This is a genomic window from Bacillus xiamenensis (genome assembly GCF_000300535.1).
GTDB lineage: Bacteria > Bacillota > Bacilli > Bacillales > Bacillaceae > Bacillus > Bacillus xiamenensis.
In genome coordinates, this window is sequence record NZ_AMSH01000072.1 from 1 (window position 1) to 15,609 (window position 15,609).

General features: G+C 40.2%; 15 protein-coding genes. 6 read left to right on the plus strand and 9 right to left on the minus strand.

Annotation, left to right across the window (positions count from 1 at the left end; translation table 11 throughout):
* Window positions 1-87 precede the first annotated feature (87 nt).
* The 7 genes from BA1_RS16440 to BA1_RS16470 form a co-directional block, all read right to left on the minus strand.
* On the minus strand, window positions 88-705 hold the full coding sequence (locus BA1_RS16440; RefSeq protein ID WP_008361302.1) for an NAD(P)-dependent oxidoreductase: 618 nt from the start codon (window positions 703-705) through the stop codon (window positions 88-90).
* A gap of 284 nt (window positions 706-989) precedes the next feature.
* The gene (locus BA1_RS16445; protein WP_008361305.1) at window positions 990-1,193 is read right to left on the minus strand and encodes an alpha/beta-type small acid-soluble spore protein; all 204 of its coding nucleotides are present in this window, start codon (window positions 1,191-1,193) and stop codon (window positions 990-992) included.
* Between the two features lie 227 nt (window positions 1,194-1,420).
* Entirely contained in the window at window positions 1,421-2,527 is a 1,107-nt protein-coding gene (locus BA1_RS16450; protein WP_008361307.1) for an ABC transporter ATP-binding protein, read from the minus strand.
* A gap of 143 nt (window positions 2,528-2,670) precedes the next feature.
* Entirely contained in the window at window positions 2,671-3,546 is an 876-nt protein-coding gene (locus tag BA1_RS16455) for a helix-turn-helix domain-containing protein (protein WP_008361309.1), read from the minus strand.
* Between the two features lie 20 nt (window positions 3,547-3,566).
* The gene (locus BA1_RS16460) at window positions 3,567-3,776 is read right to left on the minus strand and encodes a YheE family protein (RefSeq protein WP_008361312.1); all 210 of its coding nucleotides are present in this window, start codon (window positions 3,774-3,776) and stop codon (window positions 3,567-3,569) included.
* A 150-nt stretch (window positions 3,777-3,926) separates the two neighbouring features.
* Window positions 3,927-5,279 carry a YheC/YheD family endospore coat-associated protein gene (locus tag BA1_RS16465; protein ID WP_008361313.1) on the minus strand — a complete coding sequence of 451 codons (1,353 nt, stop codon included), beginning with the start codon at window positions 5,277-5,279 and terminating at the stop codon, window positions 3,927-3,929.
* Window positions 5,236-6,342, minus strand: coding sequence for a YheC/YheD family protein (locus tag BA1_RS16470; RefSeq protein ID WP_008361316.1), 1,107 nt, complete (start codon window positions 6,340-6,342; stop codon window positions 5,236-5,238). Before BA1_RS16470 ends, BA1_RS16465 begins: the two co-directional genes overlap by 44 nt.
* A 214-nt stretch (window positions 6,343-6,556) precedes the next feature.
* Here BA1_RS16470 and BA1_RS16475 point away from each other — a divergent pair, with 214 nt between their 5' ends.
* From BA1_RS16475 to BA1_RS16495, 5 genes are all read left to right on the plus strand, one after another.
* Window positions 6,557-7,690 (plus strand): DUF445 domain-containing protein, encoded by a 1,134-nt coding sequence (locus BA1_RS16475; protein WP_008361318.1) that lies wholly within the window; start codon window positions 6,557-6,559, stop codon window positions 7,688-7,690.
* Window positions 7,691-7,812: 122 nt separating this feature from the next.
* Entirely contained in the window at window positions 7,813-8,169 is a 357-nt protein-coding gene (locus tag BA1_RS16480) for a YlbF/YmcA family competence regulator (RefSeq protein WP_008361320.1), read from the plus strand.
* A 444-nt stretch (window positions 8,170-8,613) separates the two neighbouring features.
* A complete protein-coding gene (locus BA1_RS16485; RefSeq protein ID WP_008361321.1) occupies window positions 8,614-9,480 on the plus strand; it encodes a Cof-type HAD-IIB family hydrolase in 867 nt (288 codons plus the stop codon).
* A 113-nt stretch (window positions 9,481-9,593) separates the two neighbouring features.
* Entirely contained in the window at window positions 9,594-11,093 is a 1,500-nt protein-coding gene (locus tag BA1_RS16490; protein WP_008361323.1) for a coproporphyrinogen III oxidase, read from the plus strand.
* 75 nt (window positions 11,094-11,168) lie between these two features.
* Window positions 11,169-12,443, plus strand: coding sequence for a lysine N(6)-hydroxylase/L-ornithine N(5)-oxygenase family protein (locus BA1_RS16495; RefSeq protein WP_008361325.1), 1,275 nt, complete (start codon window positions 11,169-11,171; stop codon window positions 12,441-12,443).
* A gap of 39 nt (window positions 12,444-12,482) precedes the next feature.
* Here the strand turns inward: BA1_RS16495 and BA1_RS16500 are convergent, their stop codons facing one another.
* Window positions 12,483-13,706, minus strand: a complete 1,224-nt coding sequence (locus tag BA1_RS16500) for a cation:proton antiporter (RefSeq protein ID WP_008361327.1) — start codon at window positions 13,704-13,706, stop codon at window positions 12,483-12,485.
* A 3-nt stretch (window positions 13,707-13,709) separates the two neighbouring features.
* Window positions 13,710-14,207 (minus strand): cation:proton antiporter regulatory subunit, encoded by a 498-nt coding sequence (locus BA1_RS16505; protein ID WP_008361329.1) that lies wholly within the window; start codon window positions 14,205-14,207, stop codon window positions 13,710-13,712.
* Window positions 14,208-14,783: 576 nt separating this feature from the next.
* Here BA1_RS16505 and BA1_RS16515 point away from each other — a divergent pair.
* Complete coding sequence (locus BA1_RS16515; protein ID WP_034739834.1) at window positions 14,784-15,548, plus strand: enoyl-CoA hydratase; 765 nt, start codon at window positions 14,784-14,786, stop codon at window positions 15,546-15,548.
* The last annotated feature ends 61 nt before the right edge of the window (window positions 15,549-15,609 follow it).

Genomic DNA, 15,609 nt, shown 5'->3' on the forward strand with positions numbered 1-15,609 from the left:
ACCCGTGTCTAAATTTAGGGGGTCACTTCAATTCAATGGAATGAGGCTCTTTTTATGGGTTGTATATAGTTTGCATGAGCTAAATGCTTAATAAGCAATGCCAACGCGTTGATGCAAAAATTCCTTTGAGTTTAACTGTTGATATAAAAAGTGTGCAGTATCTTCAACCGAAATTTTCTGTCCATCTATAGGGAGAAAATCCTTTTCATAGCGATATGAACGTGTCACTTCTCCATCTGGTAAATAAGTTGGGCAAATAATCGTCCAATCTAAATCAGTTGATTGAAGAATTTCAAACGCTTTGGCATGTTCTTTAGCTGCTCGGGAAGTGGTTCGCCTTGATTCATTTGTTTCAAAGCGGTAAAGCTCCGGCTGCTGCCTCGCTTTCAAAATCCCCGCAGTGCCAATCGTTATAATTCTTGATGTTCCTGTTTGCTTCATGGCTTGTACGATATGATCCATTGAAACAGATAAAGTGTCATCACCATCTGTCGATAGACAGCTGACGACGATATCTGATCCTTTGATCGTTTCAAGCACATCCTCTTGATTTCTGGAATTGCCGGTGACTTGAAACATACCCGCAAGCATTTCTTCCCGGTTTGTCCGAATTAACGAACGAACCATGTAACGATCATCTTCTTGTACGAAACGAAGAAATGCTTGTCCTACACGTCCATGAGCACCGAAAAGAGCTATTTTCATCTGTTCGATCCCTCCACTACATACTATAAGTGAAAAGAACTCAAAATGGTACAATTTTATGTCATGCTTTTTTTATAAAGGTGAAAGGACCGAATACTATGAGCATATTCACATAATAGAGAGATACCGACAAATTGTAGAAGTTCAAAATTCATACCAGAAATAATGTCCATGAAGATCCGCTCCTTTCTAATACATCATATGAACACAAAAGGAATCGGTGAGGGATAAAAGCAAAAAAAGAAGACACCTGAAAAGGTGCCTTCTATGATCCAAATATGAAATTAAGCTTTTGTTCCGCCAAGGTTTTGTTGAGCGTAAGACACAAGACGTTTTGTAATTTCTCCACCAACTGAACCGTTAGCACGAGCTGTTGTTTCTGCTCCAAGGTTTACACCAAACTCAGAAGCGATCTCGTATTTCATTTGATCGATTGCTTGCTGTGCTCCAGGAACTAGTAATTGATTCGAACTATTAGTATTTGCCATGATGTGAATCTCCTTTTTATATATGATTTTTTTGGTTGGGCTTGCTGGAATCGCACCAGCGAAATGATCATGTCATTTGCCACTTGGCGAAACCCAATGCGGTAACTGGTTTGTACTAAATATTATGGTTCGTTGCGAAAAAAACATACGAAAAAAGAACATGGTAAATGTTGTTTTAACATACAAAAAACCATCACTTAATCGTGATGGTTTGGGCGAGCCTTTTCTTATTCAGCAGAGCGGATGCGCAGCTCAGTTTCGGTATCAAAGAAGTGAGCTTTATTCATATCAATGGCAAGCGGGAGAGTCTGACCTGCCTGAACGTCTGTACGAGAATCAACACGTGCAATAAACGTTTGGCCATTGAGAGATGAATACAGCATTGTTTCTGCTCCCATTAATTCTGCCACTTCTACGTTTGCTTCAATTTTTGTTCCTTCAGAAGCCTCTATAAATACAGGTTCATCGTGGAAGTCTTCTGGTCTGATGCCTAAAATAACATCTTTTCCGATATAGCCTTGACTGCGTAATACTTTCATTTTCCCTTCTGGGACACGAATGTGCGTATCGCCAACCGCAATGGCACCGTCAGAAAGTTTTCCTGTAAAAAAGTTCATCGCAGGAGACCCAATAAACCCGCCTACAAATACATTCTCTGGGTTTTCATACACATCCTTAGGCGCACCAACCTGCTGGATAAAGCCGTCTTTCATGACAACAAGCCGGGTAGCCATTGTCATAGCTTCCGTCTGATCATGTGTGACATAAATGAATGTCGTCTGCAGCCGTTGATGAAGTTTAGAAATTTCAGCTCGCATCTGTACACGGAGCTTTGCATCTAGGTTAGAGAGCGGTTCATCCAAAAGAAAGACTTTCGCATCCCGCACAATGGCTCTTCCAAGGGCAACACGCTGTCTTTGGCCGCCAGAAAGTGCCTTAGGTTTTCTATCTAAGTATTGTTCAAGCCCCAATATTTTAGCGGCATTTCGAACCCGTTCATCTATTTCAGCTTTAGGAAACTTCCGAAGCTTTAATCCAAAAGCCATATTATCATATACATTCATATGAGGATATAATGCATAGTTTTGGAACACCATTGCAATATCCCGGTCTTTTGGTGCCACGTCATTCATCCGTTTGCCGTCTAAAAGAAAATCACCTTGTGAAATCTCTTCAAGACCTGCAATCATGCGAAGAGTGGTTGATTTTCCGCAGCCCGATGGCCCAACAAAGACAATAAATTCTTTATCTTGTATATGTAGATTAAAGTTATCTACTGCGGTTACTTTATTATCGTATACTTTGTAAATTTGATTCAGCATCATTTCAGCCATTGATGACAGCCTCCCAATCCCTTTTTTTTGAAAGCGCTTTACTTATAAATAAAGTGTATAAAAAGGAGGGAATTCTGTAAATGGACAACGTGCACAACATCTGATTTTCGTTTTTGGGCAGGGTGCTTACATGTCACTCATATTTAAGAAAGATCGAGAAGGTTCATCATCATATAGGCTGCTGCTGCTTCTTGAAAATGTCGTATATCCAGCCCTGTCCGCTCAATAAATTTATCAATCCGATACTGAAGACTGTTTCTGTGGACGTATAAAGCCTTAGCCGCCTGAGATGCATTAAAATTACATTGCATATAGGTCATAAGCGTTCTGTAAACATCTCGATCAAAGACTGTCTCTTTAAATGCATCTGATATGGCATCAGAAACGATGTCCGCATCATATCGAATGAAGGATGGTAGACATTGATAAAATGTTGTGACCCCTGACCTGAGCTTTCCACGCTGCATATGCCACAAAAAGAGTTGATGTTCATTTAATAATCTCATCTTTACATGCTCATTCGGCAAATGCAGTTGTCCTTGTAAAAAGACGGAGTTGGTTAAAAAATCACTTGTAATGGCTTGTGACAAATCATTTAGCCGGTCTAGCTGACCATTATCTGCCGAGGCGTTTGTTTGAATCAGCATGGCTGTTTCACCGCCTGTCCATATGAAGTGAGTGTGTTCGAGGCTGCTGTTCACAGCCTCTTTGATTTGCTGTCTTTGCTCTACTTGATGATCCATTTTAAAATAATGAACACGAACGGGTTCATGAATGGTCAATGATTTGTTTTCAAAAAGAAAGCTGTACCATTTCTGTTCATCTTCGGTCTTCTGCGTATGAGAGATATCAATCGGTGTTAGGAAAGAATTGAGAAGAAGAATTTCTTTTGTTGATAGCTCTTTTTTATTTACACCAAAAATTTCGCCTTCGTCTGTCTCATACCAAAGTATATGTTTATCTTTTGTTGGTGTACTGATGATATGGTTTCCGTAAACAAGTTTTAACTTTTCTAACATGGCGAGGCTCCTTAACGAGTTTAATCATAGACATGGAATAGCATTAATTCGTGGATTTCTTCTTTTAAGGTTGGTTCAACTTCATGAGGCGGAAGAAGAGAGCCCCATTCAATATCACCTGTTTTGTGGTAGATGCCTTCATAGTGGGCACCATTGTGAAAAAAAGAGATTTTCCAGCCAGGCAATTGTGCCTTTTTAAAGAGAGGTTTCCATTGAAAATGAGAAATCATATCATCATTGCCTCCTTGCTTATATTGATGAAACAATAAATCAACACGACCATACGGAAACAATCTTGAACTTGGTTTTATTGTATCTCATCTATTGAAAAGAGCATAGGAAAAGCACAGATTTTAGAACACCATACCCTAAAAGAATAACTAGATACTTGCTTGGCCTGTGGTCAGTGCTGTTTGAGAGAGGTAAGAGGCGTAATCAACAATTCTTTTCCCAATCAGCCATTCTGAGTTTTTCAAAGAAGCATGCTTGAAAATTTCACGTCCAGGACGAGAATTGGCTTCAAACATCCAAATAGCACCAGATGTATCAATGCCTAAGTCAAAACCAATTTCACCAATAAGACCGGGCATTTTTTCATCTATCACCTGACTAAGTGTGATGGCGGTCTCAGATAGCTGCTGCAAAATCTTGAAACGTTTATCCGTATCAGGAAAGGCCTCGTTGAGTGTTTTGATTGATCCGCCATGCAAATGATGGGTCGTGACTGTGTGATCTCCTGAGAATTTTGCAGCAGCAGCTGTAACTGTCCAGTGTCCGTACCTATTTTTATTCGTGTGTACCCTAAAGTCCATTGGTTGATGATCGACGTGCAGAAGCTCAATGCCTTGTTGGGCGATAAAGTTATGAATGGGCTCATCTTTACGCAGCTGTTTCACAAAATGATCGATTGAATCATACGAAATCGTTTTTCGTTTATTTGAACATACAGCGATCCCGCTTTCCGATTTCTTTAATCGATAAATACCATCCCCATGGCTGCCGTTTATCGGTTTTAAATAAATGACATGATGCAGATAAAGGAGTGTCTCTATTTTAGTTAGAGCATCAATAGGATCTAATTGTATGGAATGAGGTAGGAAGGACCTTGTGCTTTCGTCTGTTAAGAGCCGCTCATGAATTTCCCACTTATTAAAAAAATAAGGATTGAACCAAGGAATATTGTAGTCCTGAGTCAGTTTCCGTTTCGTTTCTTGAATGAATGCAGATTGGGCAGCCTTTCTATTTGGCAGCCGGTCATAGACGATGGATGGAAGGGGGACCTGTTTTTTTATCCATTTTTCCTCTTGATAGAGCAGACCATCGATTATTCCTTTTTCCCAATCAATTGAATGGGTACCAAAAAGATAAGCAAATCCGCTATGCTGCCTGCAAGATTGCAGAAGCTGTATGAAAAAGTCTGACCTGTCTCCTAATGGAGGTGCATTTTGTTCAAAGCCTGCGGTGAAGATGCCGATGAAAGGTCCAATATAAAGTGTATGTTGATCAAATATGACCTCGATTTTTGTGCTATAGGGAATCAGTAAATCATGATATAGATCTTGCGATAATAAAATTTTTTGAGAATGTTGATGGTAGGAAATACTGAAATCCTCTACTACACGAGACCCAGCAGCGATAGATAAGATAGCACCCTTCTGTTTCCATTGGATGGGCAGATACACTGTTTTTTCACTTGTCAGATGAGGAGCGATGATGCAGCGTTTTCTCTTCATAAGAAACCTCCTTCTGTTGAGACTTCATAGATTTGGCGTGTTCAAGTATGATTTGAATCATTTGATTTTCCTTTTCAGGGTAAGCTTTTAAAAAAGCGGATCGTCCTGGCTTTGACCTTACATTTGAGATGTATAGTTTGCCTTCACTTGTATGAAGTAAGTCTACAGCGAATTCAATGCATGGAGAGAACGTTTTATCTATAAATACTGATAGGGATGACTGAATGGATGCAATATCATCTAAAAGGAGCTCTTGAATGTGTGGCTGCAAGGAGTGTAAGTAGTGATCAAATCCTAACACATGAACGGAATTTTGTGTATGACTCAAAAGGCTGTTTTCGACTGATGATTTTGTATGAATCCCCATGCTTTTCCATTGATTTTGTGAGTCTTTCATCAAAAAAATCCTGATTTCATTAAATAAAAAATCCTTTTGATCACTCGTGTTAAAACATTGAAGGAAATAGCGGCCAATATATTTTTTGCACCAGCGCTCAATCTCTGATGGACGAGAAAATGTCATCATTTGCTCGGGGCTCAGTTGAACAGTGAATGTTGATTTGTTTTTTAAGGAAATGAAGCAAGTGGGTGCAGTGTGCTGATGAGAGAGTGGCTGTATTTTACAGTATCCGCCTCTTTTCACCATGTTGAGAAGATCTGATGGCTCTTTCAATAAAGAGCACACAGGTAAATATGGCTCTAATGAAGGCTGGAGACGGAGCTGCTCGAATAGCAGCATCTTATCTTGGATTCCGGTATTTAAAAAAGATGTTTTTGGGTACTTTTTTAACCAAGTCATGATAGGTTTTGCTTTTTTTGATTGTGCGTCATGCTGGTATAGGCATCGATCATAAATCATGTCAGGAATCGAAAATTCTGATGCTTCAAATCCTTGGCCAGACTTGAATTTTTGACCGTGGATTAAATTTGAAGCAGGTTTTAAATCATAGGGGGTAAAACGAACAACCTCTAAATCAAAAGATGAGGCAGCTTTGGCAAGCTGATGTGTGAATGCCTCTTCATGTTGCAAAGAAAGGGTTACAATACCTAACGTCGCTGTCATCATACAACACCTACTTTTCAACTTCTTTTTTTCACCATTGAAAAACACTTTTTTATGATTTTACATAAACCTGGCGCTCCTTTATCATTACGACAGATCACTTTATCATATGTCACCATGCATGCTTCATTTGCTTGGGATCTTGACAACAACTATAATACGTATAGATCAAAACAATAATCACCCGGTATTGTTTGAAAGGTAGATGACGACTTTGGATATACTTACAACGTTTATTTTTATGATTGTAATAGGTGCAGTTATAGGGGCAGCGACAAACCATCTTGCAATTAAAATGCTCTTTCGTCCTTATAAACCATATTATTTATTTGGGAAGCAACTTCCATTTACCCCAGGGCTTATTCCGAAAAGAAGAGATGAAGTAGCCAAGCAGGTCGGTGTCATGGTCATGGAGCACTTACTCACGCCAGAGGGAATTCAAAAACGATTTGAATCGTCCGAGGCAAAGCAAGACATATTGGATACAGTGCATCGATATATTGACAAGGGTGCTGACATGGAGATAACAGTTCTCGACATGCTAGAAAGATACGGTGTTTCACAGGCTGACGTCAGAGCAGATGAATGGCTTCACCATTGGTCTGATAAAAAGCTTTATTCTTTGCTTGAGACATATGATCAGCAAACATTATCTGAGCTGCTACCTCAGGAAGTGGAAAGTAAACTCTCAGCCAAAATTCCAGATGCGGCAGATTATATTTTGAAAAGAGGTATTCATTACTTTGAAAGTGATGAAGGGAAAGCAAGGCTTGGCAATATGATAGATGATTTCCTAAAAGAACGAGGCATGCTTGGCAGTATGGTTCAAATGTTTTTAGGAAATGCCAGCTTAATTGATCGGGTACATCCTGAAATCATCAAGTTCCTAAAGAATGCAGAAACAAAAAGGTTCTTATCAGACTTGCTCGTTCAGGAGTGGGACAAGGTAAAGCAATTCTCTTTAAATGAGCTTGATGAAAAATGGAATGTGAAGGAGCTTCTATTTAGTGTGAAAAAGCAATTGCTTTCACATTTTTCTACAAAGCTGCTATTAGACAGACCAGTTGGAGGTTACATCAGTGCAGTAGCGGATGATCTGAAAACACAATTTGCTCCAGTTTTCATTGATAAGGGGATTGAAGCCGCATCTCATGCTTTAGAGGGACTGCTCGCAAAGCTTCAATTTGAAGAAATTATTCGTGAGCAAATTGAACTTTTTCCACTTGAAAAAATGGAAGAGCTAGTGGTTAGCATTTCCAATAAAGAGTTGAAAATGATCACATTTTTAGGTGGGCTTTTAGGCGGAATGATTGGTGCTATCCAAGCTGTTTTTGTCACTTTATTCTAAGAGAAAATCGAGAAATTTTGTTGAATTCATTGTATATATATGAAACGAGAGCCATAGTTTGTTATAGTGGAGTGGTGTCCGCCGATCCATATCGGTGATAACGGATAGAAAGGAGACATAACATGTCTGTAAATCTTTATGATGTTGCATATGACCTTGAAAAAGCACTGCGTCATAGCGAAGAATATTCAACGTTAAGAAATCTTTATGATGAGGTAAACGAGGATGAGTCCTCTAAAAGAATGTTTGAGAACTTCCGTGACATTCAAGTCAACCTTCAACAAAAACAAATGACTGGTCAAGAGATTACGCAAGAAGAAGTAGAGCAAGCGCAAAAAACAGTTGCACTTGTGCAGCAGCACGATAAAATCTCTCAGTTGATGGAAGCAGAACAGCGCGTAAGTGTTCTCATTGGTGAATTAAATAAAATTATCATGAAGCCTCTTGAAGAGCTTTATGGAAATGCAGAAGAAAATTAATTGAAAGGGCGATGCGATTCGCCCTTTTTTATGTTTCACCGCCTTCTATGCACCTTGAAAAAAAGGGTTGTCGAAGCTCATAAATTCTGCGATAATACTTATTGAAAGTGCTTTCAAAAAAGTACTCTCGTGATGAATTGGGTGCGTTTCACTTGGGCTTTATGGCGATGAGTCAAATGAGAGAGAAGCGCTTCTGGGAGAAAAGCAAAGCATAAGGGGATCTGATATAAGCAATGCTTTGGTGTGTAAGATTAGGGGATAATGGGGAGCTTCATCACTCCATTGTTACGCATCCAAACCGTACATAAAAAAAAGCCTAGGGGTAGGCTTTTTTTATTTATCATTGATTCATCAAACAAGGGCTGCTACAACTGCATGTTCTAAAGCATTAAACTAGGGCATATCCTCATCGTAAGTACAGTCATCAAGAAGGGGGATGCCTCAGTGTCAAAAAAACTACTTGCACTCAATATAGATGGAACGTTGCTTCGTTCCAATGGAAAAATCCATTCCGCTACTAAAGAAGCTGTGGAATATGTAAAGAAAAAAGGGGTTTACGTGACGATTGTCACCAACCGGCATTTTCGATCAGCACAAAAAATTGCCAAGGCGTTGAAACTATCCAATGCAACCCTTGTGACGCATAGTGGTGCATTTATTGCTGATAAGCTCGATGAGCCGCTCCATGTGAAGAAATTAACGGAAGAAAAAACGTTTAATCTTGTGCAAATCCTTGAAAGTTTTGATTGTAATATCCGTTTGCTGCATGAAAAATTCTCAATCGGCAACCGGAAAAAAACACAGTCGCAACTGATGGGGAAAACGTTGATTCATCCGTCTGATCCGATTTTCTATCCTGTCCAATTTGTTGAATCATTAAGTGATATGCTGATGGATGAACCGGTCAGTACACCTGTTATTGAAGTGTATTCGACCGCAGCGCTTCAGCCTGAGATCCACCAAACCATTCAACAAGCGTTCCCATCTGTTGATCTGATCAAGATCAGTGATGAGAAAATGAATATCGTTTGCAAAGGGGTATCGAAAGAAGCAGGACTTTCTTTGTTAACCTCAGCACTAGGTTTTACATTAGAAGATACGGTCGTGATTGGCCACGGGACAGACGATATTCCAATGCTTGAGTTAGCTGGCTTAGGCGTTGCTATGGGAAATGCACCTCATTCGGTCAAACGTAAAGCTGATTGGGTGACACGTTCTCATGATGAACAGGGTGTCGCTTATATGATCAAAGAATACTTTAGGATGCAGCAAAGGGAAGGTTTTTTACACCAATTTGATATTAAACGATAGTACGGTGAAGGCTCTGTCAATCAAGAAATGACAGGGCCTTCGTCTATTCCCTTCATTGCTTTTCCTAGTTGAATTTTGTAAAATGAAACAAGTTTGAAGATAAAGGTGATACGATGCGAATTTTAATAAAAGGGCTGTCTGATGAACGATTTCATCGCCCGCTTGTCAATATAGCCAATTTATTTGAGGAAGACAGTGAAGTGCTGTTCGATCGAACCGAAATGGCTGAAGCTCTAGTAATGGAGTTTAACTGGAAGGAAGAACATGGAGTCGTTGAAGCAACTGGCCATATTGCTGGATCGTCCATAACCAGCCGTTTTGCAAGAGAGATGCCAGAGGGCTTGAACGATAAGGAGCGCTGGAAGCAAATCAAAAATACCGTGCTGTCTGTTTATTTACACCTGCTTCAGGAGCATACAGGAATGACGCAAAAATGGGGGATTCTCACAGGGATTCGTCCTACGAAATTACTTCATAAGATGCTCAGAGAAGGTATGACAAAGGAAGAAGCGCATGCTGCGTTAAAGCGTGATTACTTAATTCATGATGAAAAAATCAATTTGATGCAGGAGATTGTCGACCGGCAAATACAAGCCATCCCAGATCTGTATGACCTTCAGGAGGAAGTGAGTATTTATATCGGTATTCCTTTCTGTCCAACAAAATGTGCTTATTGCACGTTCCCTGCTTATGCCATTAAAGGACAAGCTGGAAGAGTGGGAACGTTTCTGTTTGGGCTACATTATGAGATGCAAAGAATGGGCGAATGGTTAAAAGAACACGGGATTAAAGTGACCACGGTTTATTTTGGCGGGGGCACGCCAACAAGTATTACAGCGGAAGAAATGGATTTGCTGTATGAAGAAATGTATCGCTCTTTTCCTGATGTGAAACACATTCGTGAAATTACTGTAGAGGCGGGGCGTCCTGATACCATTACGCCTGATAAGCTGGAGGTGCTCAACCGGTACAATATTGACCGGATTAGTATTAATCCGCAGTCATATGAGAATGAAACACTGAAAGCCATTGGGCGGCATCATAGTGTGGAAGAAACGATTGAAAAGTATCATTTATCACGGCAGTACGGCATGAATAATATTAACATGGACTTAATCATTGGTTTACCTGGTGAAGGACTGAAGGAATTTCAGCACTCCTTGCAGCAGACAGAAGAACTCAAACCCGAATCTTTAACTGTGCACACACTCTCCTTTAAAAGAGCGTCTGAAATGACCCGTAACAAGGAGAAGTATCAAGTAGCAGACCGCGAAGAAATCACACGTATGATGGATGAAGCGGTTGCTTGGACGAAAGCACATGAATATCATCCTTACTATTTATACAGACAAAAGAACATCTTGGGAAATCTCGAAAATGTCGGGTATTCGTTAGATGGGCAGGAAAGTTTGTATAATATCATCATTATGGAAGAGGTGCAGACGATCATTGGCATTGGATGCGGCGCGGCCAGTAAATTCATTGATCCGCGCACAGGGAAGATTACGCAGTATGCCAATCCAAAAGATCCTAAATCGTATAATGATCGCTATGAGCACTATACAGAAGAAAAGATTCAATTTCTTGAGTCATTATTTGTTTCTCACGTTTAAACACTGCGGTACCGCAGTGTTTTTTTCATTTGTAAAAGGGTATATAGGAGGTAAAAAGTTAAAGCAGGTGTACATATGATTGATGTGATCGGAATTGGGATTGGGCCCGCAAATTTAGGCTTGGCCGCTTTATTAGAGGAGTATGAAGATGTGACATGCTGTTTTTTTGAACAGGAGACCGAATTTGCCTGGCATCCTGGTATGCTGATCAAAGGAACGGATTTGCAGGTTTCCTTTCTAGCAGACCTTGTGACGATGGCGAATCCAAGGAGCAGGTATACATTTTTGAATTATTTACATGAGTCAAACAGGCTTCACCGTTTCTATACCTTTGAACAATTTGATATTCCACGGAGAGAATTCAATGCGTATTTAGCATGGGCTGCAGGTGAATTAGATAGCTGTCAGTTTGGGATGAAGGTTGAAGAAGTGACGGACTGCCAAGATGGGTATTTAGTGAAAGTCCGAAAATTGACAGATGGATCGCTTTCTGAATATCGCGCAAAGCATGTGGTTCTTGGAACTGGAAGTAAGCCGATGATTCCTGTTGATGTGCCAGAAGCTGCTTTGCCGTATGTGACCCATAGCAGCCGTTATGTAGATCGGCAAAAAGAAATTCACGAAGCTCAATCAGTGACGGTGATTGGTTCAGGTCAGAGTGCGGCTGAAATTTTCTTAGATCTCCTTCAGCATCAAACGAAAGGGCAGCAGCTTTCATGGTTTACGCGGTCTAGTGAATTTAGAGAGCTGGAGACAGCAGAGCTTGGTCAGGAGTTATTTACGCCAAAGTATGTCGAATATTTTCATTCGCTTCCTTATGAAGAACGGATGAACACGTTGCCTAGACTGGCGGGATTAAGAAATGGCATAGATGCCTCGACGCTTTCTCGCATCTATCAGGAATTGTATCATCGCTCCGTTTCAGGAGAGGAGCCGTCTGTTCTCATTCAGCCGATGACTGAGCTTGAAGCGGTTCATATGAAGGACGATCAGTCTTTAGAGCTGCATCTGAAACAATGGCAGCTGAAGAAAGAAAAGACAATCGCAGCGGATCATGTAGTATTGGCCACAGGATACACGCCGAATATTCCGTCATGGTTTAGCACATATGGACCTTTGATTGAGTGGGAGAGTGATCAGCATTTTAAAGTGACAGATGATTTCAGACTTGTGTTTAAAGACAAACGCTCCCATCATTTCTTTACATTCACGAACCTTGATCACTCTCACGGAACAGCGGCAACCAATTTAAAACTATCTATCTATCGCAACCAAAAAGTGATACAAACGATACGGGGAATAGAGAAATCTCCAGTGAAGCAAGAAACAGCATTTCAGCAATTTATTTAAGAAATGAAAGAAGGGCCCCGGAATCAAGGGCCCTTTCGATTACAAAGTGGGTTCTTTTTTTACTTTTGGTTTTTCTGTTTTCCATTTGAAGATTTTGTTTAGGATTTGATAGATACGCTTCGATTCTTTCGTCACTAGCGGTCCTAAAATCGCAAGAATTAACACATATAATGCTGCAAATGGCTTCAATGTAGCGGCAAGCCCGCCTGCAATGCCAAGCTCGGCGACAATGATGGAAAATTCTCCTCTTGATACGATCGTTAATCCAATATTAGAAGAAGCTTTATGAGAAAACCCAGCTCTTCTTCCAGCAAACATCCCAGCAGTGAAGTTCCCAATCAGGGTGAGAATGACAGCACCAATTGCAAGCCAGAAGGCATCTCCTAATGTAAACGGGTCGATACTCAATCCGAAGCTGAAGAAGAACATCGCTCCAAAGAAATCTCTAAATGGAACAACGAGATGTTCGATGCGGTCTGAGTGTTCTGTTTCTGAGAACACAAGGCCAAGTAAGAGTGCACCAATTGCTTCTGCGACATGGATCGTTTCTGAGAAACCAGCGACAAAGAACAAGGCGGCAAAAATCACAATGATGAACACTTCATTCGAACGGATATCGAAAAGCTTATTTAATAGTTTTGGCAGCTTACGCGCGATGATAAAGAAAAGCATCATATAACCAAAAGCGATTAAAATAGATAATAAGGCACCGCCAACGGATGTGGCATCTCCAAGGACAAGACCTGATACGACAGATAAATAAACGGCGAGGAAAATATCCTCAAACATAATAATCCCAAGAATTAACTCTGTTTCAGGGTTCGCTGTCCGTTTCAAATCAACAAGGACTTTGGCGACAATGGCACTTGATGAAATGGTGATAACCCCTGCCATAATAAGAACTTCAAGGAATCCAAAGCCTGTGATAAAGCCATAAAGCAATCCTAAGCTGAAGTTGATCAAAATATAAATAGATCCGCCGACTGCAATGGATTTACCCGATTTAATGAGCTTTCCGACAGAGAATTCAAGTCCAAGGTAGAAAAGAAGGAACAAGACACCCATTCTACCAAAAAACGAAATGATTTCGGTGCTTTCGATAAATTTCAAATCAATGATCCCGATGGTTGGTGCATGTGGACCGACAATCATTCCGAGGACAATCAGAAAAGGAATGATCGAAAATTTAATTTTATTGGCGATTAAGCTGGCAATGGCGATGAGAATAAGCGCCGTCCCAACTTCAAAGACTAAATGATCCATTCATCACTCTCCCCCTCTTGAAAGAAAATCACGTATTAAGCGTTTTAAGTGTTTTCTTTCGCCTGAAATGACGATCGTATCGTTTTCTTGAATAATCGAATCGGCACCAGGGTTGAGTAATTTTTCATTCGTATGCTTAATGATCGCAATAACGGTTACTTCATAATTTTGTCTCACATCTAAATCACCGAGTGTATGTCCAACCGCTTTTGCGCCTTTTTCTACTTTAAACCATTCAATGATCAAGTCATTGAATGCCATTTCAATGGTTTCAAGGGCTTGCGGCTTATATACCATACCGCCAATAATGGCAGCAACTTGCCGGGATTCAGCATCATCGAGAGAAATGGTGGACAGCACTTCATCTGGATCATCATCGTCGAAACGATAAATCTCCCGTCTGCCATCATCATGAATCACAATCGTCATCTTTTCTCTATTTCTTGTTTCAATTTCAAATTTCTTTCCAATCCCAGGAAGATCATTTTCTTTAATGTCCATTTTATCCCTCCGAATATGATAGGTTTTGTTTTTCATATAGTGAATACGGATGAAATAAAATGAATCAGTCGAGGTAATTTGATTGATACATGATGGGGATTGCACACTTCATTTCCAAAAAACATAAATCAATAGATAGTGCTGTTGATGCTGCACGCTTTAAAAGAAAAGCCTTTGAATCCCCCATTGATAATCTGTCTTTTAACAGAATAGATGAGGCCAGCTTTTTTGAAAATGGAGGTGTCTTCACAGCGCTTATTTCTTCCTCATAGATTGACGGAGAAATAAGGTTGGGTGTGCTCGCCTCTGCTTGTGAAGCAAAAACGACATTTGAAAAGGGAGAAAACATGACGATGAAGCTAACCAATATGAGTATGGAACATCTTATCAATCATTCTCCCCCTTTCAAACGATTTTTTATTTCTTATTTTACTATATAAAAATATATTTCTTGTTTCAACCATTATGCTCATTTTAGTATCAATTGATCTTGAAATTTTTTATTCAGAGGAAAAGGAATTACTTGAAGGGTATTGAAGTAAGACATTAGCTGTAAAAGAAAGAGGGGAATGGATGATGACCTATATCAATTGTCAATTAGATGGGGATATTTTTGAAATCGCTTTCAATAGACCGGAAGCTTATAATGCGTTTCATGTTGACATGTTTGCAGAATTTAAGGAGGCGTGTGATACAGCGAGTGAGAGCAGTGCAAAGATCGTTGTGATCAAGGGAATAGGGAAAGGGTTTTCGGCAGGCGGAGATATTGGAATGATGCTGAAGCAAGATCGTGAAGAAGATTTTCATCGTGTGATGGATTTGATTGAGGGAATTACACTATCTTTAGCTCGTATGCAAAAAGTGACGATTGCGCTAGTCCACGGGGCAGCGGCTGGTCTTGGTTTTAGCTTTGCCCTAAGCTGTGACTATTTGTTTATGCATCAAGATGCAAAGCTCGCTATGAACTTTAATGGAATTGGGCTAATTCCAGATGGTGGAGGGCATTATTTCCTGACTAAACGAGTAAGTGAGCAAACCGCTAAACAATTGATTTGGAGCGGGCAAAAGCTGTCGGCTGAAGAAGCGATCGAGCTTCGTCTTGCAGACGGTGTGTTTCAAGAGGAGGTTGAAACGTATCAAAAAGTGTGTGTGAAGCCGTTTATCAACATGCCGCTTCAAGCATTTATTGAAACAAAGATGATCTATTTCCAGCAGTCAGAATCACAGCTGTTAGCCGTTCTTCAAAAGGAACGTGCGGCGCAGGCAAGACTCAGACAAAGTCAAGATCATAAGGAGGGCATTCAAGCCTTTTTAGAAAAAAGACGTCCTGTATTTCATTAAGTTTAAAGGAATGTAAAGCCGGCGCATGCCGGCTTTCAGCGTGTAGACAAACCCTCGCATT

Bases quoted from the DNA above. Each gene is read 5' to 3' on its own strand.
- BA1_RS16440 (WP_008361302.1), bottom strand. From the start codon at position 705: ATGAAAATAGCTCTTTTCGGTGCTCATGGACGTGTAGGACAAGCATTT.
- BA1_RS16445 (WP_008361305.1), bottom strand. From the start codon at position 1,193: ATGGCAAATACTAATAGTTCGAATCAATTACTAGTTCCTGGAGCACAG.
- BA1_RS16450 (WP_008361307.1), bottom strand. From the start codon at position 2,527: ATGGCTGAAATGATGCTGAATCAAATTTACAAAGTATACGATAATAAA.
- BA1_RS16455 (WP_008361309.1), bottom strand. From the start codon at position 3,546: ATGTTAGAAAAGTTAAAACTTGTTTACGGAAACCATATCATCAGTACA.
- BA1_RS16460 (WP_008361312.1), bottom strand. From the start codon at position 3,776: ATGATTTCTCATTTTCAATGGAAACCTCTCTTTAAAAAGGCACAATTG.
- BA1_RS16465 (WP_008361313.1), bottom strand. From the start codon at position 5,279: ATGAAGAGAAAACGCTGCATCATCGCTCCTCATCTGACAAGTGAAAAA.
- BA1_RS16470 (WP_008361316.1), bottom strand. From the start codon at position 6,342: ATGACAGCGACGTTAGGTATTGTAACCCTTTCTTTGCAACATGAAGAG.
- BA1_RS16480 (WP_008361320.1), top strand. From the start codon at position 7,813: ATGTCTGTAAATCTTTATGATGTTGCATATGACCTTGAAAAAGCACTG.
- BA1_RS16490 (WP_008361323.1), top strand. From the start codon at position 9,594: ATGCGAATTTTAATAAAAGGGCTGTCTGATGAACGATTTCATCGCCCG.
- BA1_RS16495 (WP_008361325.1), top strand. From the start codon at position 11,169: ATGATTGATGTGATCGGAATTGGGATTGGGCCCGCAAATTTAGGCTTG.
- BA1_RS16500 (WP_008361327.1), bottom strand. From the start codon at position 13,706: ATGGATCATTTAGTCTTTGAAGTTGGGACGGCGCTTATTCTCATCGCC.
- BA1_RS16505 (WP_008361329.1), bottom strand. From the start codon at position 14,207: ATGGACATTAAAGAAAATGATCTTCCTGGGATTGGAAAGAAATTTGAA.
- BA1_RS16515 (WP_034739834.1), top strand. From the start codon at position 14,784: ATGACCTATATCAATTGTCAATTAGATGGGGATATTTTTGAAATCGCT.